At 70.5% G+C, this 23,227-nt stretch carries 22 protein-coding genes; 10 read left to right on the top strand and 12 right to left on the bottom strand.

Annotated elements, in window-relative coordinates:
• Positions 1–68: 68 nt before the first annotated feature.
• Entirely contained in the window at positions 69–1,226 is a 1,158-nt protein-coding gene (locus PBV52_RS35985) for a serine hydrolase (RefSeq protein WP_274244185.1), read from the bottom strand.
• 121 nt (positions 1,227–1,347) lie between these two features.
• On the opposite strand from PBV52_RS35985, the gene PBV52_RS35980 reads away from it, so the two are divergent.
• Complete coding sequence (locus PBV52_RS35980) at positions 1,348–1,947, top strand: TetR/AcrR family transcriptional regulator (RefSeq protein ID WP_274244183.1); 600 nt, start codon at positions 1,348–1,350, stop codon at positions 1,945–1,947.
• A gap of 129 nt (positions 1,948–2,076) precedes the next feature.
• Here the strand turns inward: PBV52_RS35980 and PBV52_RS35975 are convergent, their stop codons facing one another.
• Positions 2,077–2,949 (bottom strand): SDR family NAD(P)-dependent oxidoreductase, encoded by an 873-nt coding sequence (locus tag PBV52_RS35975; protein WP_274244180.1) that lies wholly within the window; start codon positions 2,947–2,949, stop codon positions 2,077–2,079.
• A gap of 181 nt (positions 2,950–3,130) precedes the next feature.
• Between PBV52_RS35975 and PBV52_RS35970 the strand changes: the two genes are divergently transcribed.
• From PBV52_RS35970 to PBV52_RS35960, 3 genes are all read left to right on the top strand, one after another.
• Positions 3,131–3,817, top strand: coding sequence for a response regulator transcription factor (locus tag PBV52_RS35970; protein ID WP_274244178.1), 687 nt, complete (start codon positions 3,131–3,133; stop codon positions 3,815–3,817).
• 267 nt (positions 3,818–4,084) lie between these two features.
• Positions 4,085–5,305, top strand: a complete 1,221-nt coding sequence (locus tag PBV52_RS35965) for a serine protease (protein WP_274244161.1) — start codon at positions 4,085–4,087, stop codon at positions 5,303–5,305.
• 304 nt (positions 5,306–5,609) lie between these two features.
• Positions 5,610–6,818, top strand: coding sequence for a serine protease (locus tag PBV52_RS35960; protein WP_274244159.1), 1,209 nt, complete (start codon positions 5,610–5,612; stop codon positions 6,816–6,818).
• A 157-nt stretch (positions 6,819–6,975) separates the two neighbouring features.
• Here PBV52_RS35960 and hflX read toward each other — a convergent pair whose 3' ends face one another.
• From hflX to miaA, 6 genes are all read right to left on the bottom strand, one after another.
• A complete protein-coding gene (gene hflX, locus PBV52_RS35955) occupies positions 6,976–8,469 on the bottom strand; it encodes a GTPase HflX (RefSeq protein ID WP_274244157.1) in 1,494 nt (497 codons plus the stop codon).
• Positions 8,470–8,638: 169 nt separating this feature from the next.
• Positions 8,639–10,279, bottom strand: a complete 1,641-nt coding sequence (locus PBV52_RS35950; protein WP_274244155.1) for a M1 family metallopeptidase — start codon at positions 10,277–10,279, stop codon at positions 8,639–8,641.
• 261 nt (positions 10,280–10,540) lie between these two features.
• Positions 10,541–12,733, bottom strand: coding sequence for a bifunctional (p)ppGpp synthetase/guanosine-3',5'-bis(diphosphate) 3'-pyrophosphohydrolase (locus PBV52_RS35945; RefSeq protein ID WP_274244153.1), 2,193 nt, complete (start codon positions 12,731–12,733; stop codon positions 10,541–10,543).
• Positions 12,734–13,032: 299 nt separating this feature from the next.
• The gene (gene dapF / locus PBV52_RS35940; protein WP_274244152.1) at positions 13,033–13,902 is read right to left on the bottom strand and encodes a diaminopimelate epimerase; all 870 of its coding nucleotides are present in this window, start codon (positions 13,900–13,902) and stop codon (positions 13,033–13,035) included.
• Between the two features lie 130 nt (positions 13,903–14,032).
• Positions 14,033–14,536 (bottom strand): hypothetical protein, encoded by a 504-nt coding sequence (locus PBV52_RS35935; RefSeq protein WP_274249796.1) that lies wholly within the window; start codon positions 14,534–14,536, stop codon positions 14,033–14,035.
• A gap of 108 nt (positions 14,537–14,644) precedes the next feature.
• Positions 14,645–15,583, bottom strand: coding sequence for a tRNA (adenosine(37)-N6)-dimethylallyltransferase MiaA (miaA, locus tag PBV52_RS35930; RefSeq protein ID WP_274244150.1), 939 nt, complete (start codon positions 15,581–15,583; stop codon positions 14,645–14,647).
• Positions 15,584–15,765: 182 nt separating this feature from the next.
• Between miaA and PBV52_RS35925 the strand changes: the two genes are divergently transcribed.
• Positions 15,766–16,047, top strand: a complete 282-nt coding sequence (locus tag PBV52_RS35925) for a hypothetical protein (RefSeq protein WP_274244148.1) — start codon at positions 15,766–15,768, stop codon at positions 16,045–16,047.
• Positions 16,048–16,071: 24 nt separating this feature from the next.
• Positions 16,072–16,341, top strand: coding sequence for an antitoxin (locus tag PBV52_RS35920; protein ID WP_274244146.1), 270 nt, complete (start codon positions 16,072–16,074; stop codon positions 16,339–16,341).
• 75 nt (positions 16,342–16,416) lie between these two features.
• Here PBV52_RS35920 and PBV52_RS35915 read toward each other — a convergent pair whose 3' ends face one another.
• The 3 genes from PBV52_RS35915 to PBV52_RS35905 form a co-directional block, all read right to left on the bottom strand.
• Positions 16,417–17,145 (bottom strand): class III extradiol dioxygenase subunit B-like domain-containing protein, encoded by a 729-nt coding sequence (locus PBV52_RS35915; protein WP_274244144.1) that lies wholly within the window; start codon positions 17,143–17,145, stop codon positions 16,417–16,419.
• Positions 17,146–17,363: 218 nt separating this feature from the next.
• Positions 17,364–18,878, bottom strand: coding sequence for a tRNA (N6-isopentenyl adenosine(37)-C2)-methylthiotransferase MiaB (miaB, locus tag PBV52_RS35910; RefSeq protein WP_274244143.1), 1,515 nt, complete (start codon positions 18,876–18,878; stop codon positions 17,364–17,366).
• Positions 18,879–18,946: 68 nt separating this feature from the next.
• A complete protein-coding gene (locus tag PBV52_RS35905; RefSeq protein WP_274244141.1) occupies positions 18,947–19,423 on the bottom strand; it encodes a MarR family winged helix-turn-helix transcriptional regulator in 477 nt (158 codons plus the stop codon).
• 192 nt (positions 19,424–19,615) lie between these two features.
• Here PBV52_RS35905 and ribA point away from each other — a divergent pair, with 192 nt between their 5' ends.
• The 3 genes from ribA to PBV52_RS35890 are packed head-to-tail and all read left to right on the top strand — an operon-like array spanning position 19,616 to position 21,569.
• Complete coding sequence (gene ribA, locus PBV52_RS35900; protein ID WP_274244139.1) at positions 19,616–20,248, top strand: GTP cyclohydrolase II; 633 nt, start codon at positions 19,616–19,618, stop codon at positions 20,246–20,248.
• A 26-nt stretch (positions 20,249–20,274) separates the two neighbouring features.
• Positions 20,275–20,571: a DUF2218 domain-containing protein gene (locus PBV52_RS35895; protein ID WP_274244137.1), complete on the top strand. Its 297-nt coding sequence runs from the start codon at positions 20,275–20,277 to the stop codon at positions 20,569–20,571.
• A 50-nt stretch (positions 20,572–20,621) separates the two neighbouring features.
• Positions 20,622–21,569 carry an NADP-dependent oxidoreductase gene (locus PBV52_RS35890; protein WP_274244135.1) on the top strand — a complete coding sequence of 316 codons (948 nt, stop codon included), beginning with the start codon at positions 20,622–20,624 and terminating at the stop codon, positions 21,567–21,569.
• Between the two features lie 60 nt (positions 21,570–21,629).
• Here PBV52_RS35890 and PBV52_RS35885 read toward each other — a convergent pair whose 3' ends face one another.
• Positions 21,630–22,034, bottom strand: coding sequence for a MazG nucleotide pyrophosphohydrolase domain-containing protein (locus PBV52_RS35885; RefSeq protein WP_274244134.1), 405 nt, complete (start codon positions 22,032–22,034; stop codon positions 21,630–21,632).
• 163 nt (positions 22,035–22,197) lie between these two features.
• Here PBV52_RS35885 and PBV52_RS35880 point away from each other — a divergent pair, with 163 nt between their 5' ends.
• Positions 22,198–23,193 (top strand): TAXI family TRAP transporter solute-binding subunit, encoded by a 996-nt coding sequence (locus PBV52_RS35880; RefSeq protein WP_274244132.1) that lies wholly within the window; start codon positions 22,198–22,200, stop codon positions 23,191–23,193.
• Positions 23,194–23,227: the final 34 nt, after the last annotated feature.

Below are 23,227 nucleotides of genomic sequence, written 5' to 3'. Positions count from 1 at the left end.
TCGCGTGCGGTGTCGTGCCCGCGCCCGGCCCGGGTCCTGCTCGTGCCCGCGGTCGGCCGGTGCCGGGGTCAGTGGTCGTGCCGGGCGATCGCGCGCAGGAAGGCGATGGTCTCCATCTCGCGGTTGGTGGACTCCTCGCTGGAGGTCCCGTACCGGCGGTTGGCGGACAGCTTCACGATGGTGGTGCGGGCGGCCTGGTCGACGTATACGAACTGGTTGTACACGCCGATCGCGGTGAACTCCCCGCAGTCTCCGTCGGGGAGCCACCACTGGTAGCCGTAGCCCAGGCCGAGGTGGTGCCCGCCGACCACGGGCCGTCCGGGCTTCAGGTGCGGCGCGGTCACGGTGACCGAGTCGCGCACCCACTCGGCCGGCACGATCTGCCGCCCCTGCCACCTGCCGCCGCCCCGGTACAGCTCGCCGATCCTGGCGTAGTCGCGGGCGGTCAGATTGAGCCCGCCGAAGGCGAACTCCGTCCCGGCGGGGTCGAGCAGCCAGTAGCCCGCGGACGTCATGCCGAGCGGCTCACACAGCTTCTCCCGCATGTACTCGGCGACCGAGCGGCCGGTTGCCCGGGCCACCAGGGCACCCAGCACCTGGGTCTCGCCGGAGTTGTAACGGCAGACGGTGGCGGGCTCGCTCTCGCGCACCATGCGGGCGACGAAGTCGTCGAGGGTGCCGCCGATGCCCATCGTGGCGGCGCTGAGCTGGAAGATGTCGGAGGACATGTCGCTGTAGTCCTCGTTCCAGCGGGCGCCGGAGGACATCTGGAGTACGTCCTTGATGGAGACGCCGTCGTACGCGGAGCCCGGCTGCACCGGCACGTAGGAGCTGATCGGCTCGTCGATGCCGGCGATGTGTCCCTCGGCGACCGCGATGCCGACGAGCGCGGAGACGAAGCTCTTGGCCACCGACATGGACAGCCACTGCACGTCCGGTCCGCCGGTCAGGAAGTAGCTCTCGTGCCGCACGACTCCGTCGACGAGCACGAGCAGGGCCGCGGTGTCCGTGTCGGCCAGGAACTCCTTGCTCGACCGTGGGGCGCCGTCGAAGACGTATGTCTCCGGCAGGTCGATCGCCTCCCCCTCCGGCCAGACGTACGGCTGCGCGGCCGGGGCCATCTCGCGGGCGCTGAGGAGGTCCTTCATCCGGCAGAAGTGGTCGTGCTGCGGCGCGCCGGTGAAGAGGCCGAGGTCAGCCATGGTCAAGCTCTGCTGATCAGTCATGGTCGTCCTTCAGTCGATGAAGGCCCGAGGCGGGGTAGAGGAAAAGTAGCAGTACCAGTCGGTTAGGACAACCAAGTGGTACGCTCAACTTTCCGTTCGCGCCGAGCGAGAGAAGGTCGCGATGAGTTCTCCCCGTGTCGACGGACGCAGCCTGCGTTTCCAGCACCGGCGCCCGGAGCTGCTGGCCGCGGCGACCGAGTACGTCCTCGATCACGGCGTCACCGACCTGTCCTTGCGGCCGGTGGCCCAGGCGCTCGGGGTCACGCATGCGACGCTGCTGCGACACTTCTCCTCGAAGGACGAGCTGATCATGGCCGTCCTGGAGAACATCCGAACGGACCTGGCCACGCGGCTGGCCTCGGACACGGAGTTCAGCGAAGCACGCTCGACGGCCGACCTCGTCAAAGCCGTGTGGAAGCGGCTGTGCGAACCGAAGCAGCAGCGGCAGTTCCTGCTGCTCTTCGAACTTGTCGGTCACCACGGCTGGAAGCCCGACAGGGACCGGGACCTCGCACAGTCGATCGTCGAGGACTGGATCGCCATCCTGACCGACCGCCTCGCTCGGGACGGCTGGCCTCCCGAGGACAGCGCCGCCCTGGCCACCCTCCTGCTCGCCCAGGTGCGGGGCCTCCAGCTCGACCTCCTCGTCTCCGGGGACCGGAAGCGGGCCGACCGCGCGATCGACTTCGCCGTCCGCCTCCTTGACCGCCCCTCCGCCTGACCGCTGAGCCGCTGCGCCGCCGAACGGCCGAACGGCTGGACGGAAGCGCCGCCTGATGCCATTGCGGGTCAGCGGAGACGAGACGGGGTTCAGGTGCTCGTGACCCGGCCGGAGTTTGAGCATGTTCGGTCATGGCCGAGCCGCCCGCACCGACGATCTCGTCGGGTTCGCCCCAGCGGCCCTCGGGATCTGCCGGACGATTCCCTCCGAGATGCCTCGGTCGCCGAGGAACTTGCTGGTCAGCTCCGTGGCGTGCCAGCCCGGCGTGAGGGCGTTGACGCGTACGCCCGAGCGGGCCCACTCGGCGGCCAGCGACCGGGGGACAGAGATCATGGCCGCCTTGGTCGCCCCGTGGACGGACAGGAACGGGAAGCCCAAGGTCCCGGCGATGGAGGCGACGTTGATCACTGAACCGGTGCCTTGCCGGATCAATTGGGGGCCCTGCGCGTAGCAGACGCGCAGCATGGATTCGAGTGCCTCGACCAGGGCCGGGCATGGCGGTGCACACGCGTTACGGCCGCTTCGCGGGCGGCGTGGATGCGGGCCGCGTCGGCGGCGGTGAGCGTGCCGGACTCCAGGCGCCAAGCCAGGTCCCGCACTAGCACGTCGAGGCCGTACAGGGTCTGGAGCGCGCGCAGCGGCCCGGCCATCCCGCTGTCCTGCTATCCCGCTATCCCCCTGTCCCGGGCCCTGCGCACGGCCTGCCTCGTCGAACGCGTCGAGCACGAGGCTCGACAGATGGGCGTCGGCAAGACTCGCGGCCTGGTCGAACAGCGGGTGCCACACGCCCAGCGGGGTCGCGGCCACGGTGTCACGTTCGGCCAGCCGTCGGCGCAGCGCGGTCAGCAGACCGGCCTCCCGCGCGGCTGCCAACGCCCGCACCGTCACGGCGTCCTCGGGGTCCTCGGGGTCCTCGGGGTCCTCGGGGTCCACGCGCGAGCCCCCGCGCCCTGCCTCCGGCCGGTGATCGGCATCCTGGACCAGGGACTTGCCGGCGTCCATGCGGATGAGCAGGTTGTCCTGACGCGACGGCGAACCCGCGCGCTACCAGGACCCCCCTTGACGGTGAACTAGTTCATCAGCGTGACTGCCATCGTGCACGCGCGCGCACGCACATGCGGAGACGAGACGAGACGGGGTTCGTGGGCACCCAGGGCCCGCGGCCGATGAACCGGAGGCTGGTTTGAACCTGCTGCTCGTCGAGGACGACAGCCGCCAAGTCGCCACTCTCGCCGCGGTCCTTGCACGGCACGGCTTCAGCGTCACGTACGCCCGAAGTGGCGGGGAGGCCCTGAATGCGCTCGCTTCGAAAGATGCCGGCTTCGACCTCGTCCTCCTCGACCTGGGGTTGCCCGACATGGACGGCTACGAGGTCTGCGGCGAGATCCGCAAGCGCACCACCACCCCGATCATCATGGTCACCGCACGCGGAGATGTACGTTCCCGCATCCACGGCCTCAACCTCGGTGCCGCCGACTACGTGGTGAAGCCGTACGACACAGGAGAGCTGCTCGCACGCATCCACGCCGTCATCCGACGCACCGCCTCCGAGGACGCAGTGGAACGGGTCAAGACGGTGCTGTATCTCGGCTCGGTGATCATCGATGTGCCCACGCGTCAGGTCAGCGTGGACAACTCGTTCATCCAGCTGACTCCCAAGGAATTCGATCTCCTCGCCCTGCTGGCGCGGCGCCCCGGCGTGGTCGTCACCCGAGAACAGATCATGGGCGAAGTGTGGCGCACCGGCGGGGAGGGGACCGGGAACACCCTGGGAACACACATCGCGTCCCTGCGCGCCAAGCTCCGCATACCCGCGCTCATCGAGACCGTGCGCGGGGTCGGCTACCGAGCGGTCGCTCCTGCCGAGTAGTTCGGAACCAGTGCACACACGTCGTCGCTACGCACCACCCCCCGAATCTGGATGAATTGCCAGGTCAGACAGCCCGTAGCGAAACCGTTGCCGTTCCGTCGGCACTCCCCCACAGCGACCGCATAGTGTGTGATGCCGTACCAACGCGCCGTGACATCACGCCCGATCAGCAAGCGATCTGCAAGCGACAAGGAAGCGATCAGCAAGCGATCAGCGGGAGTTCACGGCCACGGCACCAAGCACCGTCACCCCAGGGGGAGTCAGATCATGCGATCGATACGGCCGTCGTCCACCGCTCGCCGGGGAGGGAGCGCGCGCCGCAGAACCTCCCCACTGGCCGTGGTCGCGCTTGCCGCGGCGCTGGCCCTTACCGCCACGGCCTGCGAGTCGGGCGACGCCGAGGCCGGCGCGGAGGCCACCGCGTCCGCGGCGGCCGGAGGCGAAGGCAAGATCACGATCCCGGACGACATCAAGGACAAGCTCAAAGAGCACGGGATCGACATCGACAAGTGGAAGGGCGGCGCCTGGAAGAACTGGGACAAGGACGACTGGCTCCGCGAGGCCAAGGACTACATCAACCCGATCATCGAGGGCCTGTGGGACCCGGACCGGATGCGGGAGGCCGAGGACCCGGACCGGGGTGTCGACGACAGCGACCTCTCCGGTGACCAGGGTGTGACCGACCCGACGCCGGAGCCGGTGGACGCGCAGGCCGTGGCGCCTGCGTACCACGCCAACGCCCCCGAGGCGGGCAAGGTGCTCTTCGACTCCCCCGAAGGCACGATGGTCTGTTCGGCGACCGTCGTGCAGGACCCGGCCAACCCCGGCAAGTCCAACATGGTGTGGACGGCGGGCCACTGTGTGCACGCGGGCAAGAGCGGCGGCTGGTACCGCAACATCGCGTTCGTGCCGTCGTACAACGACAAGGCCATGGGATCGGACGAGTTGGAGAGCGCGACCAGGGAGCAGGTCGCTCCGTACGGCGTGTGGTGGGCCGACTGGGCGCAGACCTCGGACCAGTGGATCGCGCAGGGCGGCCCGACGGGCGGGGACGGTGCCCCGTACGACTTCGCCGTGCTGCATGTGAAGCCGGAGAAGGGCAGCAACGGCAAGTCCCTGGAGGAGACGGTCGGTTCGGCGCTCCCCGTGGACTTCAACGCCCCCGCGGTCCCCGAGGTGGACAGCCTCAAGGCGACCGGCTACCCGGCCGCCGCGCCGTTCGACGGACAGAAGCTGTTCCAGTGCCAGGACAAGCCGGGCCGGCTGTCGATCAACACCGCGGCCCCGACGATGTACCGCATCGGCTGCACCATGACCGGCGGTTCGTCCGGTGGTGGCTGGGTCGCGACGGGCTCGGACGGCAAGCCGGCACTGGTGTCCAACACCTCGATCGGCCCGGTGGATTCGGGCTGGCTGGCGGGTCCGCGGCTGGGTGAGGAGGCCAAGGACGTGTTCGACGGGGTGAGCGAGAAGTTCGCCGGTCAGTGACGTTCACCGGACGCCGGTCAGTGACGCTTACCGGCGCCGGTGAGTGACGTTCACCGGACGCCGGTCGGTGACGGCACCGTAGGCACCGGCTGCGGTGGGTGGTGGGGCGGTGGGGAGAAACCTTCACCGCCCCACCCCCGTTCGGCCTCAACTCCCCGGGCATAGTGGGGTGTCGCGTCCGAGGGACACGCGCCCATCAGCGCACGGCCCCTCCGCGACACGTACCTGCACCTGCACCTGCACCTGCACCTGCCATCAAGGCGCCACAGCCGCAGCAGCACGCTTCAACGGGGGTCATCGCACCATGCGTTCCACACCTATGCCCGCAGCTCCACGCCGCCGGCGTCGCTCCGTCCTCGCCGCCACCGGGCTCGTAGCCGCGCTGGCGCTCACCGCGACCGCCTGTGGCGGCTCGACCGGAGGCTCGGCGAGCGACCGGGCCGAGGCCGCCGCCTCGCAGGCCGCCGGCGCCGCCGGTGACGGCAAGATCCAGATCCCGGCCGAGCTCGCGGACAAGCTCAAGGAACACGGGATCGACATCGACAAGTGGAAGGACGGGGCCTGGAAGGACTGGGACAAGGACAAGTGGCTCAGCGAGGCCAAGGACTTCGTCAATCCGGTGATCGAGGGCCTGTGGAAGCCTGACCGGATGCAGTCCGCGAAGGAGGCCAACAAGACGGTCACCACGCAGGACGCCTCGGCCGACCAGGGCGTGAGCGACCCGGAGCCGGCGCCCGTGCAGGCCACGCCCGAGAAGACGCCGTACCACGACAACGCGGCGCCCGTCGGCAAGGTCTTCTTCGACACCCCCGACGGCCCGGCCGTCTGCTCCGGCACGGTCGTCAAGGACGTCAACCACCCCGGCAAGTCCAACCTCGTCTGGACGGCCGGCCACTGCGTGCACGCCGGCCGGAGCGGCGGCTGGTACCGCAACATCGTCTTCGTCCCGGCCTACAACGACCTCGGCAAGTCCGAGGCGCAGCTGGGCAACGCGACGGCCACCGAGATCGCTCCCTACGGCAACTGGTGGGCCGACTGGGTCTCGACGTCGAACGAGTGGATCCAGGGCGGCTCGGACACGGGCGGCGCGGGTGCCGCGTACGACTACGCCGTGCTGCATGTGAAGCCGGAGGCCGGCGCGAAGTCCCTGGAGGAGACCGCCGGCGCCCTGGACGTCGACTTCTCCGCTCCCTCCGCGAGCGAGGTCGCCACGATGGGTGCCTGGGGCTACCCGGCGGCACCGCCCTACAACGGTCTGCAGATGTTCAAGTGCCTCGACCGTCCGGGCCGCTTGTCGCTGAGCCCGGCCCTCCCGACGATGTACCGCATCGGCTGCACCATGACCGGCGGTTCGTCGGGCGGCGGCTGGTTCCGGGTGGTGAACGGCGAGACCACGCTCGTGTCGAACACATCGATCGGCCCGGAGGACAACACCTGGCTCGCGGGCCCGCAGCTGGGCGCGGGCGCCGAGTCGGTGTACCAGTACATGAGCAGGACGTACGGCGGCCGATGAGCAGGACGGTACGGCGGCCGATGCGCCACGCAGACTGACCCGTCCCAAGCACACTGACCCATCAAGCACACTGACCCATACGGAAGGCCCGCCCCCTGCGACAGAGGGCGGGCCTTCGGCAGTTCTACGGCCACACGGGCCGCCGTTCCACGACGACTCAGGCGGTCGCCGCCGGAACGTACGGCGCGAGATCCGCCGCCAGTTCCTCGTGCACCCGCACCTTGAGCAGCGTGCCCTCCGGGGTGTGCTCCTCGGAGATCACCTCGCCCTCGGTGTGGGCGCGGGCGACCAGCTTGCCGTGCGTGTACGGCACGAGCGCCTCGACCTCGACGGACGGGCGGGGCAGCTCGTTGTCGATCAGCGCGAGCAGCTCGTCGATGCCCTGGCCGGTGCGGGCCGAGACGGCGATGGAACGCTTCTCGATCCGCATGAGCCGCTGCAGCGTCAGCGGGTCGGCCGCGTCCGCCTTGTTGATCACGACGATCTCCGGTACGTCGGTCGCGCCGACGTCCCTGATCACCTCGCGCACGGCGGCCAGCTGCTCCTCCGGGGCCGGGTGCGAACCGTCCACCACGTGCAGGATCAGGTCGGACTCGCCGACCTCCTCCATGGTGGAGCGGAACGCCTCGACCAGGTGGTGCGGCAGATGCCGTACGAAGCCGACCGTGTCGGCCAGCGTGTACAGCCGTCCGCCCGGGGTCTCGGCCCGGCGCACGGTCGGGTCGAGGGTCGCGAACAGGGCGTTCTCGACCAGCACGCCCGCGCCGGTGAGGCGGTTGAGCAGGGAGGACTTGCCGGCGTTGGTGTAGCCCGCGATGGCGACCGACGGCACCTTGTGGCGCTTGCGCTCCTGGCGCTTGATCTCGCGGCCGGTCTTCATGTCCGCGATCTCCCGGCGCATCTTCGCCATCTTCTCGCGGATCCGTCGCCGGTCCGTCTCGATCTTGGTCTCACCGGGACCACGGGTGGCGAGGCCGCCGCCCTTGCCGCCGCCCATCTGCCGGGACAGCGACTGACCCCAGCCGCGCAGCCTCGGCAGCATGTACTGCATCTGCGCGAGCGCGACCTGCGCCTTGCCCTCTCGGGACTTGGCGTGCTGGGCGAAGATGTCGAGGATCAGGGCCGTACGGTCGATGACCTTGACCTTGACGACGTCTTCGAGGTGGATGAGCTGGCCCGGGCTGAGCTCACCGTCGCAGATGACGGTGTCGGCGCCCGTCTCGAGCACGATGTCCCGCAGCTCCTCGGCCTTGCCGGAGCCGATGTAGGTGGCCGCGTCGGGCTTGTCGCGGCGCTGGATCACGCCGTCGAGCACGAGCGCGCCCGCGGTCTCCGCGAGGGCGGCGAGCTCGGCCAGGGAGTTGTCCGCGTCCTGCGCGGTCCCCGTGGTCCAGACGCCGACGAGCACGACCCGCTCCAGGCGGAGCTGGCGGTACTCGACCTCGGTGACGTCCTCGAGCTCGGTGGAGAGGCCCGCCACGCGGCGCAGAGCCGCGCGCTCGGAGCGGTCGAACTGGTCGCCGTCCCGCTCTCCGTCGATCTCGTGGCTCCAGGCGACGTCCTCTTCCATCAGGGCATCGGCCCGAAGACCTTCGGGATTGGTCTGCGCGAAGCGCTGCGTGTCCTGGGAAAAGGAAGAAGAGGAGGTCATTGGGTCCTTACGTCGATGGGGAATCCGTCTGCGGCGCCGTCACTGCTCACAACGCACGAGTGCCCCGGGAGATTCCCGCGACCCGTGCCGCGCCGACCCGAAAATGGTCGCACGGCACGGGCCGTCTCGTCACCGCCTTATTTCGCGATCGCCTTAGTTCGCGATCGCCTTAGTTCGCGATCGCCTTCTTCACGGCCGCCTTCTTCCCAGTGGCCTTCTTCGCGACGGCCTTCTTCGCGACGGCCTTCTTCTCAGTGGCCTTCCCGCCGGCCTTCTTCCCAGCGGCCTTCTTCGCGGGCGCCTTGTCGGGGTCCACGGACTTCCACTCCGGCTCACCGGGCATCGGCGGGGTCTTCTTCCCGTACAACCAGGCATGCAGGAACCCGTCGAGGTGGCGTCCGGAGATCTCCTCCGCGAGCGCGACGAAGTCCGCGGTCGTGGCGGCACCGTCCTGGTGGCGGCTCACCCAGGCGCGTTCCAGACGCTCGAAGGCCGGGGCGCCGATCTCCTGGCGCAGGGCGTACAGGACCAGTGCGGCGCCGTCATAGACGTTCGGCCGGAAGATGCTGTTCTTCTTGCCGGGGGCGCCCGCCTTGGGGGCGGCGGGCGGTCCGCCGGCCGCACGCCAGCGGTCGGAGGCGGCGTACGCGGCCTTCATCCGCGCCTCCATCGGCCGGCCCGCCTTCTCCGCCGCGTACAGGGCCTCGTACCAGGTGGCGTGCCCCTCGCTGAGCCACAGGTCGGACCAGGTGCGCGGGCTGACGCTGTCGCCGAACCACTGGTGCGCCAGCTCGTGCACCATGATCGACTCGATGTACCACTTCGGGAAGGCCGACTCGGTGAAGAGCTCTCTCTCGAAGAGAGAGAGCGTCTGGGTCTCGAGTTCGAAGCCGGTGGCGGCCTCCGCCATCAGCAGGCCGTACGTCTCGAAGGGATACCGCCCGACCTTCCGCTCCATCCAGGCGATCTGGCCGGGGGTCTTCTTCAGCCAAGGTTCGAGTTGCTCACGGTCCTTGGTGGGCACGACGTCCCGTACGGGCAGGTCGTGCGGGCCGGTGCGGTGCAGCACCGTGGAACGGCCGATGGACACCTGGGCGAGCTCGGTGGCCATGGGGTGCCGCGTGCGGTACGTCCAGGTCGTCGCCTTGCCCGCACGGTCCACGTCGGTCCGCAGGCCGTTGGCGACAACGGTGTAGCCGTTGGGCGCGGTGACCCGGATGGTGAACATCGCCTTGTCGGAGGGGTGGTCGTTGCACGGGAACACGACGTGGGCGGCGTCGGCCTGGTTGGCCATGGCGAGGCCGTCAGCCGTCCGCAGCCAGCCGCCGTCACGGCTCTCGCCGTACTTGGGGTCGCTGGTGTGCCGCACGGTCACCTGCATCCAGCTGCCCTCGGGCAACGACTCCTCGGGCGTGACCACCAGGTCCTCACCGGCACTCCTGAACGACGCGGGCTCCCCGTCGACCTCGACGGACTCGACCTTGCCGTGGGCGAAGTCCAGGTTGAAGCGTTCCAGGTCCGTGGTCGCCCAGGCGTTGATGGTGGTGACGGCCTTGAGGGGCTTGGCGTTGGTGCCGGAATAGGCGAAGGAGAGGTCGTACGACGCCACGTCGTAGCCGGGGTTGCCCAGGTACGGGAAGAGGCGATCGCCGACACCCAGGGGTGCGGCCGGGGCGCTCGCGGCGAGCAGGCAGGAAGAGAGGGCGACGGCGAACAGCGCGGGGGCCTTGAGACGCCGACGGGTTCGGGGACGGGGGCGAGGAGCGCCAGGGACTGGTCGCTGGGCCTCGGTGCGGGGGGTGAGCAGCATGCACCACGGCTATCAGCGCGCGCGTGCGCGGCGTCGACGACGCGCGACCGGCACACTCGAACGGGGGTGTCGGGTGGGTGCTGGGAGGGTGCGGTCGTTCGGGGGACGGCGTGGGTGTGCGGGCTGACACGGCGATACTCCCCCGGGGCGTGCACCCGTTCGCGTGCGCGCATCCGGCGCCCATCGCCCTCGCCCGTGCCGGGCCCGCCTGCGGGGCTCGTTTCCCGTACTGCGTGAAGCCGGCGTCGCGGCGACGCCGCCTCACGCCCCCTGCATCTGTGGCTGCGCCCTGCTCACGTCATACACGCCCGCCACGTTCCGCATCGCCCGCATCAGCCCCGGGAGCAACGCCGCGTCCGGGAGTTGGACCGTGTAGGTGTGGCGCACGCGCTGCTGGGTCGGGGGCTCGACCGTCGCCGAGACGATTTCGGCGCCCTCCAGGGCCATCGCTTCCGTGAGGTCGGCCAGCAGGTGCGGGCGGACGAACGATTCGGCGACCAGAGTGACCCGGCACTCAGTGGTGTCACCCCAGCGCACGCCGACCTCCGCGCGCCCCGCGCTCTTCATACGCGCCACCGCGGCGCACTCGGCGCGGTGGACGGTCACCACTCCCCCGCGCACGGAGAACCCGGTGACCTCGTCGGGCGGTACGGGGGTGCAGCAGCCGGCGAGGCGTACGGTCGCGCCCGGCCGGTCGACGAGGACGTCGGCTGTGGCGGGGCGGCCGGCCGGCCCCTCGACGACAGGGCGGGCACCCTGCCCGTCCGCGACAGCCTCCTGGCCCGCCGAACCGTCCGCTGTGGGCCGGAAGAGCACCCCGGTCTCCTCGGCCCCGGCCGCGTCGCCCTGCGCGGGATGGGCGGCCAGCCACCGCTGGATGGCGATCCGGGCGGCAGCCGTGTGGGCGTGCTCCAGCCACTCCCTGGAGGGCTCCGAGGCCGGGTCCTGGCCCATGAGGAGCTGGACGGTGTCCCCGTCCCGCAGAACCGTGCTGAGCGTCGCCAGGCGGCCGTTGACGCGGGCTCCGATGCACGCGTGCGCGTCCTCGCCGTACTGCGCATACGCCGCGTCCACACAGGTCGCGCCCTCGGGCAGGCCCAGGGTGCCGCCGTCGGGCCGGAAGACGGTGATCTCACGGTCCTGGGCGAGGTCCTCGCGCAGCGTGGACCAGAAGGTGTCCGGGTCGGGCGCGGCCTCCTGCCAGTCGAGGAGCCGGGACAGCCAGCCGGGGCGCGTGGGGTCGGCACGCTCGCCGTCACTCGAAGCGGCCTGCTCCTCCGAAGGAGGAGCGTAGGGATTGCCGAGCGCGACGACACCGGCCTCGGCGACCTTGTGCATCTGGTGGGTACGGATGAGGACTTCGGTGACCTGGCCGTCCGCGCGGGCGACAGCGGTGTGCAGCGACTGGTACAGGTTGAACTTGGGGACGGCGATGAAGTCCTTGAACTCCGAGACGACCGGCGTCATACAGGTGTGCAGTTCGCCCAGGACGCCGTAACAGTCCGCGTCCTCGTTCACCAGTACCAGCAGCCGTCCGAAGTCGGCGCCGCGCAGCCGTCCGCGCTTGCGGGACACCCGGTGCACGGAGACGAAGTGCCGTGGCCGGATGAGGACTTCGGCCTGGATGTCTGCTTCGCGCAGGATCTTGCGCATCGCGTCGGCCATCTCCGCGAGCGGATCATCGGTGCGGGAGGCGTTCTCGACGATCAACTCCCGTGTGTGCTCGTACTCGTCCGGATGCAGGATCGCGAAGACCAGGTCTTCCAGCTCGGTCTTGAGCGCCTGGACGCCGAGCCGTTCGGCGAGCGGGATGAGGACGTCGCGGGTCACCTTGGCGATGCGGGCCTGCTTCTCGGGGCGCATCACACCGAGGGTGCGCATGTTGTGCAGCCGGTCGGCGAGTTTGATCGACATCACACGGACGTCGTTCCCGGTGGCTACGAGCATCTTGCGGAAGGTCTCCGGCTCGGCGGCGGCGCCGTAGTCGACCTTCTCCAGCTTCGTCACGCCGTCGACGAGGAAGCGGACCTCCGCGCCGAACTGGTCACCGACCTGATCGAGCGTCACATCGGTGTCCTCGACCGTGTCGTGGAGCAGAGAGGCCGTCAAGGTCGTGGTCTCCGCACCGAGTTCGGCGAGGATCAGGGTCACCGCGAGCGGGTGCGTGATGTACGGCTCGCCGCTCTTGCGCATCTGGCCGCGGTGCGAGGACTCCGCCAGCACGTAGGCGCGGCGCAGCGGTTCGAGGTCGGCGTCCGGATGGTGGGCGCGGTGGGCGTCGACGACATGGCTGATGGCGTCGGGCAGCCGGCCGCGTGAGGCGGGGCCGAGCAGCGCGGCCCGCCCGAGGCGGCGCAGATCGATCCGGGCGCGGGCCTTCCTGCGGGACACCGCAGGCGTCACAGGGCCTGCTACCGGGCCTGGCGTCGCGGAATTCGTTGCCTCCGCACTCATGGGCACCTCCGGCTGCGTGGACCGGCGGACGAGGTGCCCCATGGCGGACACGGCTCAGGGGATGGCGACATCTCCCCCGTCCGGGCCGGTGCTTGATGCTACCGAGCCCATCACGTGCGGCTGACCGCCTCTCGCCGAGCGTGAAACGGATCACCCATTCGAGCGAGGGTTCACAGGTTTACGATTTTCCGCCACCTGACAGACGACCGGCCATGATTTCGAACGCGCCTGTCACCCCGGAAGGGGCCGGTGACAGGCACCGGAGCGGTCGAGGCTGGGATACCAAGCCGCCCCGTCCCTCAACGGACCGCGTTTTCCAGCCAGTCCGCGTCGATCTCGCCCTCGGCGACGATCACCGCGGGGCCGGTCATCTCGATCTCGCCGTCCGCCCGCTCGGTGATCACCAGGGTGCCGCCCGGCACATCGACGGTGTACGTCGCGGGGGCACCGGTGACCGTCGGATCGGCGCCGTCCCGCCGCGCGGCGGCCACGGCGACGGCGCACGCGCCCGTGCCGCACGAACGGGTCTCGCCGGCACCGCGCTCATGCACGCGCAGGGCGACATGCCGGGGCCCGCGGTCGACCACGAACTCGACGTTGACCCCGTCCGGGTAGGCGGAGGCAGGGCTGAACGGCGGCGGGGAGTACAGGTCACCGGCGTGCGCGAGGTCGTCCACGAAGGCGACGGCGTGCGGGTTGCCCATGTTCACGTTGCGCGCGGGCCAGCTGCGCGGGCCGACGCTGACCGTGACGTCCCCTTCGGGGAGCAGCGCCTTGCCCATGCCGACCGTGACATCCCCGTCCTTGGCGATGTGCACGGTCTTCACGCCCCCGCGCGTGGCGACCGCGAGGTCGCCCTCGACGGCGTGTCCGGCCCGCTGGAGGTAGCGCGCGAACACGCGCACACCGTTGCCGCACATCTCCGCGACCGAGCCGTCGCCGTTGCGGTAGTCCATGAACCACTCGGCCTCGGCCGCCATGTCCCTGGCCTCGGGGTGTGCCGCGGACCGCACCACATGCAGCAGTCCGTCACCGCCGATGCCCGCGCGGCGGTCGCACAGGGCGGCGACGGCGGCCGGGGGCAGGTCGATGGTGTTCTCGGGGTCCGGGACGATCACGAAGTCGTTCTCGGTGCCGTGCCCCTTGAGGAAGGCGATCCGCGTGCTCATTCCTCGATCGTAAGGGGTCGGTACGACAAGCCATGCCTGTGCGAGTCGTACGACAGCCCACGCGCCCGCGTGGTCGTACGCCGATCCACGCGCCCGCGTGGTCGTACGCCGATCCACGCGCGCGTGAAGGTCAGCGCAGCCGGGCCACGCGCCACACGGCGAGCACGACCACCGCGGCCACGAGCAGGGCGTAGGCCACCACGACCCGCCAGTCCGCCCTGCGCCCGGCACCCCGCGGCGGCAGGCCGGGCCAGGTGTAGCCCACCCGGCGGGCGGCCATCATGCCCCAGCCGGCCGCGCAGGAGCAGATCAGGAGCCCCAGCATGGCGATCACGGCTCCGCTGTCGCCGAAGTCGAAGGCCAGCGGGAACGCGAACATCAGGGAGCCGACCGCGGCGAGGGACACGATGGGCGCGAGCTGCCAGATACGCAGTCGGCGCTGCGGGCGCAGCTCGACCTCGACCTCCGGGCCGCTCGCGTACATCTCCTCGGGCTCGGGGCCGTCGTCGATGACGCCGCCTTCCGCTTCGTCGGGCCCGTCGGGGCTCAGACGGTCGCCGTCCTGCTCCCGTTCACCCCGGTCGGTGGTGGCGTTCTCGGTACCTTGTGCGGTGTCGCGAGGGCCGGCCTCCATCGCCACGCGCCCTCCCAACTCGGACTCCACTTGGTCGATCGAAGCTCGATGATGGCATGGTGTCGGAGGCCCGGACGGCGGCCGGAGCGTCCCGATGCCATCACGTGATCAGGCTGTAACCGGTCGTTCGACCAACGCCAGGGCGAGATGCGGAAGTTCTGTGAGATCCGCCGCAGCCCCGCTTAGCCAGTGCACCCGCGGGTCGCGCCTGAACCATGAATCCTGGCGGCGCGCGAAGCGCTTGGTGGCACGTACGGTCTCGGCGCGCGCCTCTGCGAGGGTGCACTCCCCGGCGAGCGCCCCGAGCACCTGCTGGTAGCCAAGCGCCCGCGAGGCCGTACGCCCCTCGCGCAGCCCTTGCGCCTCCAGCGCGCGGACCTCCTCCACGAGCCCGGCGTCCCACATCCGGTCGACCCGGCGCGCGATGCGCTCGTCCAGCTCGGGACGGGCCACGTCGACGCCGATCTGGACCGTGTCGTAGACCGAGTCGTGGCCGGGGAGGTTGGCGGTGAAGGGCTGGCCGGTGATCTCGATCACCTCGAGGGCCCGGACGATACGGCGCCCGTTGCTGGGCAGGATCGCCTGCGCGGCCTCGGGGTCGGCGGCGGCCAGGCGGGCGTGCAGCGCCCCGGAGCCGCGCAGCGCGAGCTCCTCCTCCAGCCGGGCCCTGACCTCGGGGTCGGTGCCGGGGAACTCCAGGTTGTCGACGGCCCCGCGGACGTACAGTCCCGAGCCGCCGACCAGGATCGGCCAGCGCCCTTCGGCCAGCAGCGCGTCGATCCGCTCCCGCGCGAGCCGCTGGTACTCGGCTACGGACGCCGTGACCGTCACGTCCCAGATGTCCAGCAGGTGGTGCGGGACACCGGCGCGCTCGTCGGGCGTCAGCTTGGCGGTGCCGATGTCCATCCCTCGGTAGAGCTGCATGGAGTCGGCGTTGACGACCTCGCCGCCGAGCCGCTGGGCCAGGAACACGCCCAGATCGGACTTTCCGGCCGCGGTCGGTCCGACGACGGCGATGACTCGGGGGGTGGAGGATGCGCTGCTCACCGACCCAGTCTCGCAAACCTCTTGGGGTGGCCTCGAACGAGTTACGTGACGGCACGCGCGCGGGGTCGTTGCCAGTTGCGAGGTTTTCGCCGCCGGTTTCGCGGAGGCGGCGACCGGGCGACGCAAACGGACGCACCGGACGACGCGGGATTTCGCCCGCACGAGTAACGTATGGAGTGGATATGGGCGTTTTCGCACGACTTCTCCGGAGGTCGAAGGCTACGGAGGAGGCGTCAACCGCCGAGGCGCAGGCCGACACACCAACGGCCGAACCCGCGGCGGAGGGGGCGGCAGAGGCGAAGGGGTCGGCCGAGGCCCAGGCTGAGGACGGGGCCGAGGACGGGGCCCAGTCGACGGCGGCGGAGCCCGGCGAGGCCGACACCGACGACGGCGTCGAGATCCCCAAGCAGCAGTCCGCCGACGAGGCGGCCGACCGTGAGGCCGACGAGGGCGCCCGCACGTAACTGCCCCGCGCGGGAAGGTGAAGCATGGGTCTGATGGACAATTTGAAAGCCAAACTCGCCCCGGCCAAGGACAAGGTCTCCCACTTCGCGCAGCGGCACGAGGAACAGGTTCAACACGGCCTCGACAAGGCTGCGAAGGTCGTCGACGAGAAGACCAAGGGCAAGTACAGCGGCAAGATCCACACGGGCACGGACAAGGCCAAGGGCGCCATGGACCGACTCGCGCACAAGGGCGACCACACGGCGACGGGCAGTAGCACGCCGCCACCGGACGCACCCCCGCCGACCACCTGAACGGCACATCGACGGACGGCCGCGGAGCTCGAGGGCTCCCGGCCGTCCGTCGTTTTCGGGCGGCCCCGACCCGCCCTACGACCAGGTCGCGACCAGGTACCCCACCCCGTACGGCGCGTCCTCGTACAGCAGGGCGCCCGAAAGGCCCGCCTCCTCGGCGGCTCCCGCGAGGACCTGCCACGGGGCCCGGCCCGAGGCCTTCAGCTCACGCGCGAGCTCGGTGTCCAGCGTCCTGAGCGCGGCCACGTCCGCCTTGCCCAGCGCACGCGCGACGGACGCGTCGAAAGGTGCCGCCCGCTCGTCGAGGTAGCCGGGAGCCTTGAGCGTGCGGCAGGCGCTGGCGTCGCCCATCACCAGCATCGCCACCCGCTCGGCCCGGGCGGCGATGTCCCTTCCGACTTCAATACACCGCTCGGCCTCCAGAGGTTCCCCCACACCGAGTCCCTCGATCGGGGCATCCGACCACCCGGTCCGCTCCAGCAGCCACGCGGCGACGGTCAACGAGGTGGGCAGACGGGGTTCCGACGGCACCGGGGCGGCCGCGCCGTCCTGGACCCCGCCCAGCCGTACGTCGATGTCCACGCCGAAGCCACGGAAGGAGCCCGGCGTACCTTCCGCATATGTCCCGTGCCCGCTCTCCTCGGCAGTGCCGACGACCACGAGAAGGTCCGGCCGGGCGGCCGCGAGCACGCCGAGCGCGTCCGTGCAGGCGGCTCGCGCGGCATCCAGCTCGGGCGCGGCACCCGCGGCGAGCTCGGGCACGAGGAGCGGGGGGCAAGGGCAGACTGCGGCGGCGACAAGCATGATCGGCAGCCTACTGCGCGGCCCAGGGGGCACCCGGGACGCGTCCTTTGGTCACGGGCGTCGACCGGCGTGGTCCAGTCGCTCGTGGTCCGATCTCTGGCCTCTCGCCGGTCCGGTCTGTCGCCGTCCGCTCTGTCGCGGTCCGCTCTGTCGCGGCCATGTGTGTCGTGGCCTGGTCAGTCGCGGTCCGTCGGCGCCCGGTCAGTCAGTCAGCCCGGTCAGTCGACGGCGCAGCCTCCGGTGACCGCCGGCAGCGGCTCCGGTACGCCCACCTTGGGCAGGCCGAGCAGCACACCGGCCGGCTTGGCCTGCGCGGCGGCGTTCCGCTTCTCCCAGGCGTCGCCCGCGCGCGTGCGGCGGACGTCGAGGACGGCGCCCTCGGCGAGGAGGTGGTGCGGGGCGGCGTACGTGATCTCGACCGTCACCACGTCGCCGGGGCGAACCTCCTGCTCCGGCTTGGTGAAGTGGACCAGGCGGTTGTCGGGGGCGCGGCCGGACAGGCGGTGGGTGGCGCCGTCCTTGCGACCCTCGCCCTCGGCGACCATCAGCTCGAACGTGCGGCCGACCTGCTTCTTGTTCTCTTCCCAGGAGATCTCCTCCTGGAGGGCAACGAGACGCTCGTAGCGCGCCTGGACGACCTGCTTGGGGATCTGGTTCTCCATGGTGGCCGCCGGGGTTCCGGGGCGCTTGGAGTACTGGAAGGTGAAGGCCTGCGCGAAGCGGGCGTCGCGGACCACGTGCAGCGTCTGCTCGAAGTCCTCGTCGGTCTCGCCGGGGAAGCCCACGATGATGTCGGTGGTGATCGCGGCGTGCGGGATGGCGGCGCGGACCTTCTCGATGATCCCCAGGTAGCGCTCCTGGCGGTAGGAGCGGCGCATCGCCTTCAGGACCGTGTCCGAGCCGGACTGGAGCGGCATGTGGAGCTGGGGCATCACGTTCGGCGTCTCGGCCATGGCGGCGATGACGTCGTCGGTGAAGTCGCGCGGGTGCGGGGAGGTGAAGCGGACGCGCTCCAGGCCCTCGATGGCCCCGCAGGCCCGCAGCAGCTTGCTGAACGCCTCGCGGTCGCCGATGTCGGAGCCGTACGCGTTGACGTTCTGGCCGAGCAGCGTGATCTCGCTGACGCCCTCGGCGACCAGGGCCTCGATCTCGGCGAGGATGTCGCCGGTGCGACGGTCCTTCTCCTTGCCGCGCAGGGCCGGGACGATGCAGAAGGTGCAGGTGTTGTTGCAGCCGACGGAGATCGACACCCAGGCCGCGTAGGCGCTCTCGCGCCGCGTCGGCAGCGTCGACGGGAACGCCTCCAGCGACTCGGCGATCTCGACCTGCGCCTCCTCCTGCACGCGCGCGCGTTCCAGCAGGACGGGCAGCTTGCCGATGTTGTGCGTGCCGAAGACGACGTCCACCCAGGGCGCCCGCTTCACGATGGTGTCGCGGTCCTTCTGCGCGAGACAGCCGCCGACCGCGATCTGCATGCCGGGGCGCTTGGTCTTCATCGGCGCGAGGTGGCCGAGGTTGCCGTACAGCTTGTTGTCGGCGTTCTCGCGGACCGCGCAGGTGTTGAAGACGACGACGTCCGCGTCGCCGTTCGAGCCCTCGGGGGCGCGTACGTAACCGGCGTCTTCGAGCAGCCCGGACAATCGCTCGGAATCGTGGACGTTCATCTGGCACCCGTAGGTGCGCACCTCGTATGTCTTCACGCCCACTGCCTGGCTCCGGTCGCTGCTGCTCATGGGACAAGGGTATGCGGTCGCCAGAGCCGCCCGCCCCGGCGTTCGACGGCGGCACCGGTGGGAGAGGACTACCGCGCGGGGCGGGCTTCGCTGTTCTGGATGCGGTGGGTTACCTCGGTCAGGCCGTCGGCGATGGTCGCGAGCTGCTGTGGTGTGAGGACGTCGATGAGCAGCTCGCGGACCTGTGCGACATGGCCCGGGGCCGCCCGCTCCAGCATGTGCCTGCCCGTGTCGGTGAGGACGGCGTAGACCGCGCGCGGGTCGCTGGGGGAGGAACGCCGGGTCACCAGCCCCGCCTTTTCCAGCTGGGTGATCTGGTACGTCAGGCCGCTCTTGGAGTTGAGGAGCGCGTCGGCGAGCGCGCTCATGCGCATCTCCCGGTCCGGGGCCGCGTTGAGGCGCACGAGGATCTCGTACTGAAGGTGCGTGATCCCCACGTCGTCCTTGAGCTGTTGATCCAGCCGGCGATTGATCAGCGCACCGGCGGCCACGAAGGCGTACCAGGCGCGCAGCTCGTCCTCGTTCAACCACTGCGGGGCGGTCATGCGTCCACGTTATCGCGATGGTTCAAATTCGAACCTGGGGCCGCGTGCGGCGCGCGGGGCGGCCCACATCCGCGCGATGTGACCGGCGCAACACGGAAGCAGTTGTTCAAAATTTGAAACTTCGCGCTATCGTCGATGCATCGAGGTTCAAATTTGAACCTGCCGGTTCGTCCAGCCCTCGAAGGAGTACTCATGGCTTCAGTACGGACCCGCGTGACCATCCCGCTGCGCTTCGGCGACGGCTACGAGGTCACCGCCGAGGCAGTCACGTTCCACGGCCTGGCCGACGGCAAGGAGCATGTCGCGCTCGTCCTCGGTGATCCCACGGCGACGCCGGCACCGCTGGTGCGGCTGCACTCCGAGTGCCTGACCGGGGACGTGTTCGGCTCGGCGCGCTGCGACTGCGGTCCGCAGCTGCGTGAGGCCGTGGAGCGCATCGCCACCACCGGCGGCGTCCTGCTCTACCTCCGCCAGGAGGGCCGCGGCATCGGCCTCTACAACAAGCTGGACGCCTACGCGCTGCAGGACACGGGCCTGGACACCTACGAGGCCAACACCGCGCTCGGCCTGCCCCAGGACGGCCGCGACTACACCGCCGCCGCCCAGATGCTGACCGCCCTCGGTGTCGACGAGCTGGACCTGCTCACCAACAACCCCGACAAGGCCGGGCAGCTCCGCGACCTGGGCATCCCCGTGCGCTTCGTCCGGCCCACCGGGGTCTTCGCCACCGACAGCAACGTCCGCTACCTGCACGCCAAGGCCCAGCACACCCACCACACCATCGCCCTGCCCGAACCGGTCGGCCTGGCCGCGCTGGCCGGCTGACGCACCCCGCCCCCTGGAGTTCTCTCGTGCCTTCCTCCCTCGCCCACGTCGCCACCGACGCCGCCCCGCGCTACGCCAAGCAGCTCGCCTCGCACTTCGGCCGGAAGATCCCCGTCGAGGAGACACCCGACGGCGGGCACCGCCTCACCTTCCAGCACACCGACGTCGTCCTCGAAGCCCTGGACGACCAGCTGCTGATTCGGGTCACCGCACCCGACACGACCACGCTCGCCGCCATCCAGGACGTCGTGGGCAGCCACCTCGAACGCTTCGGACGGCGCAACGAACTGACCGTCACATGGGACGAGCCCGCTCAGGACTGACGACAGACCCAACTGACGACAGACCCAGGAGACAGGAGAAAGGCATCGCCATGAAGGCCGTCATCATCACCGACTTCGGGGCCGAGCCGCTCGTCACCGACCTGCCCATGCCGGAACCGGGCCCGGGAGAGCTGCTGGTCCGCCTGCACGCCGCCTCGCTCAACCCCTTCGACTGGAAGGTCGCCGACGGAGCCCTCAAGGGCGTGGTCGAGCACGACTTTCCCCTCGTCATGGGCTCGGACGGCGCCGGCGTGGTCGAACGCATCGGCCCCGGCGTGAACCGCTTCCGGCCCGGCGACACCGTCTACGGCCAGCTCATGAACCTCCCGTACGGCCGGGGCTCCTACGCCGAGTACGTCCTGGCCGCCGAGGACGGCACGATCGCCCGCATGCCCGACGACCTGCCGTTCGCCGTCGCGGCCGCGCTGCCCACCGCCGGTGTCACCGCCTACCAGGCCATCGAGGCCGCCCGCCTCGACACCGGCCACGTGATCCTCATCAACGGGGCATCCGGCGGTGTGGGCCAGTCCGCGATCCAGTTCGCCGCCCTCCAGGGGGCCCACGTGCTGGCCACCGGCACTGGCGACATAGCGGGCCACCTCCGCGAGCTGGGCGCCGACCGGGTCATCGACTTCGCCGCCGCACCCACCGCCGAGCAGGTCCTCGCCGCCCACCCAGGCGGCATCGACGCCGTCCTCGACCTGGTCACCCAGCCCGGCGGTGACATCGACGCCCTGGCCGGCCTGCTCAAGCCCGGCGGCAGGCTCATCAGCACCAACCGGGCCGCCGACCCCGACGCGCTGGCCGCCCGCGAGATCCACGGCATCAACCTCGTCAACGACCCCAGCCGGGCAGAGCTGGAGTCCCTCGCCGCCCTCGCCGACGCCGGGAAGCTCCGTATCACGATCGACGCCGAGGTCCCCCTGGCCGACGCCCCCACCGCCGTGGCCCGCGCCCGCGCCGGCGGCTCCCGCGGCAAGACGGTCATCCTGCCCTGACCCGCACCGGCGAGGAGGACGACTGGTCCGCGAGTTCCTCGCGCCCCCTCTCCCCGTGGGTCACGCCCCGTCGGCCGCCCACCCCTGTCGGCGCAGCACGCCCGACACGTCCGGTGCCTCGTAATGCGCACCCTTGAGCACCTTGCCGTCGGCCCGTCGGGCGACCTGGCCGTCGGGGCCCAGCTTGGTCATGTTGGAGCGGTGGATCTCGGCCAGTACGGCGTCGAGGTCGATGCCGTGCACCAGGGCCGTGCCGTACGCGACGTAGACGACGTCCGCCAGCTCGTGCGCGAGTCTGTCGAGCGGGCCGGTGACGGAGACCTCGGCGACCTCCGCGGCCTCCTCGGCGAGCAGCTCTCCACGGTGTGCTGCGAGTTCAGGGGAGACCTCGGCCGGTGTACTGCGGGCGTCGAGCCCGAAGGCGAGGTGGAAGGCACGGACCAGGTCAGCGGGCGACGAACTCATACGGCGACTGTAGCGGCCGGGTCTGACAGTCCTTCCTTGCGGATGCAGCCGGCGCCGACAGGCCTCCTCGCCGATGCGTCCGGCTCCGGCAGCCGCCCTCCCCCGCTCTCCCTGTGACCCCTGCCCTGGTCAGGACCGCATGGCGGCTGGCAGGATCGCGGCCATGTCCAAGGCACTCTCCCGCATCAGCAGGCGCCGGGCCCTGGAGGGCGCGGCCGCCGGGTTCGTCGCCCTCGGGTTGCTGTTGTGGTGGCTGCTGCCCCTGGGCGAGGAGCCGCCGAGCGGGACGATCACGTTCAGTACGGGCACGCGCGCGGGGGTCTACCAGGAGTACGGCGAGCTCCTGCGCAACGAGCTGGCCAAGGACATGCCACAGCTGAAGGTGCGGCTGCTGACGAGCGACGGGTCGCAGGAGAACGTCGAGCGCGTGGCGACAGGGCAGGCCGACTTCACGATCGCCGCCGCCGACGCGGTGGACACGTTCAAGATCGACGACAAGCCCGTCACCGACCGGCTGCGCAGTGTCGCCCGCTTGTACGACGACTACGTACAGCTCGTCGTCCCGCCGGACTCGGACATCCGCTCCGTGGCGGACCTGAAAGGCAAGCGGGTGGCCATAGGGCTGCCCGACTCCGGTGTGCGGCTGATCGCCACGCGCGTACTCGAGGCCGCCGGCATCGACCCGGAGAAGGACATCACTCCCCGGTCGGACGGCATCGACACCGGACCCAAGCGGCTGGGGCACGAGCTCGACGCGTTCTTCTGGTCGAGCGGGGTGCCCACGGACGGGCTGGAGAAGATCGCCGAGACCTCCGGGTTCCGGTTCGTGCCGATCGGCGCCGCCCTCGTCGCCAAGGTGCACACGCAGGGCGACGCGGCCCACTTCTACCGCGCGACCAACATGCCGGAGTCGGCCTACCCCACCGTCCAGAACGGGGACACGGTGCCGACGATCGCCGTCTCCAACCTGCTGATCACCCGCAAGGACATGGACCCCCGCCTCACCGAATGGGTCACCCGTACAGTGATCAAGAGCCGCGACGGCATCGGCGCCCACGTCCACTCCGCGCAACTGGTCGACCTGCGCACGGCGATCTACACGGACCCCCTGGCCTTGCACGACGGCGCCCGGAACTACTACCGCTCGGTCAAACCGTAGGAACCCTGCCGCCGTGAGAACTCGACGGACCTGC

It is taken from the genome of Streptomyces sp. T12 (assembly GCF_028736035.1).
GTDB lineage: Bacteria > Actinomycetota > Actinomycetes > Streptomycetales > Streptomycetaceae > Streptomyces.
Note: the sequence above shows the minus strand (reverse complement) of the source record. Positions and strands in the feature narration are given on the sequence as shown.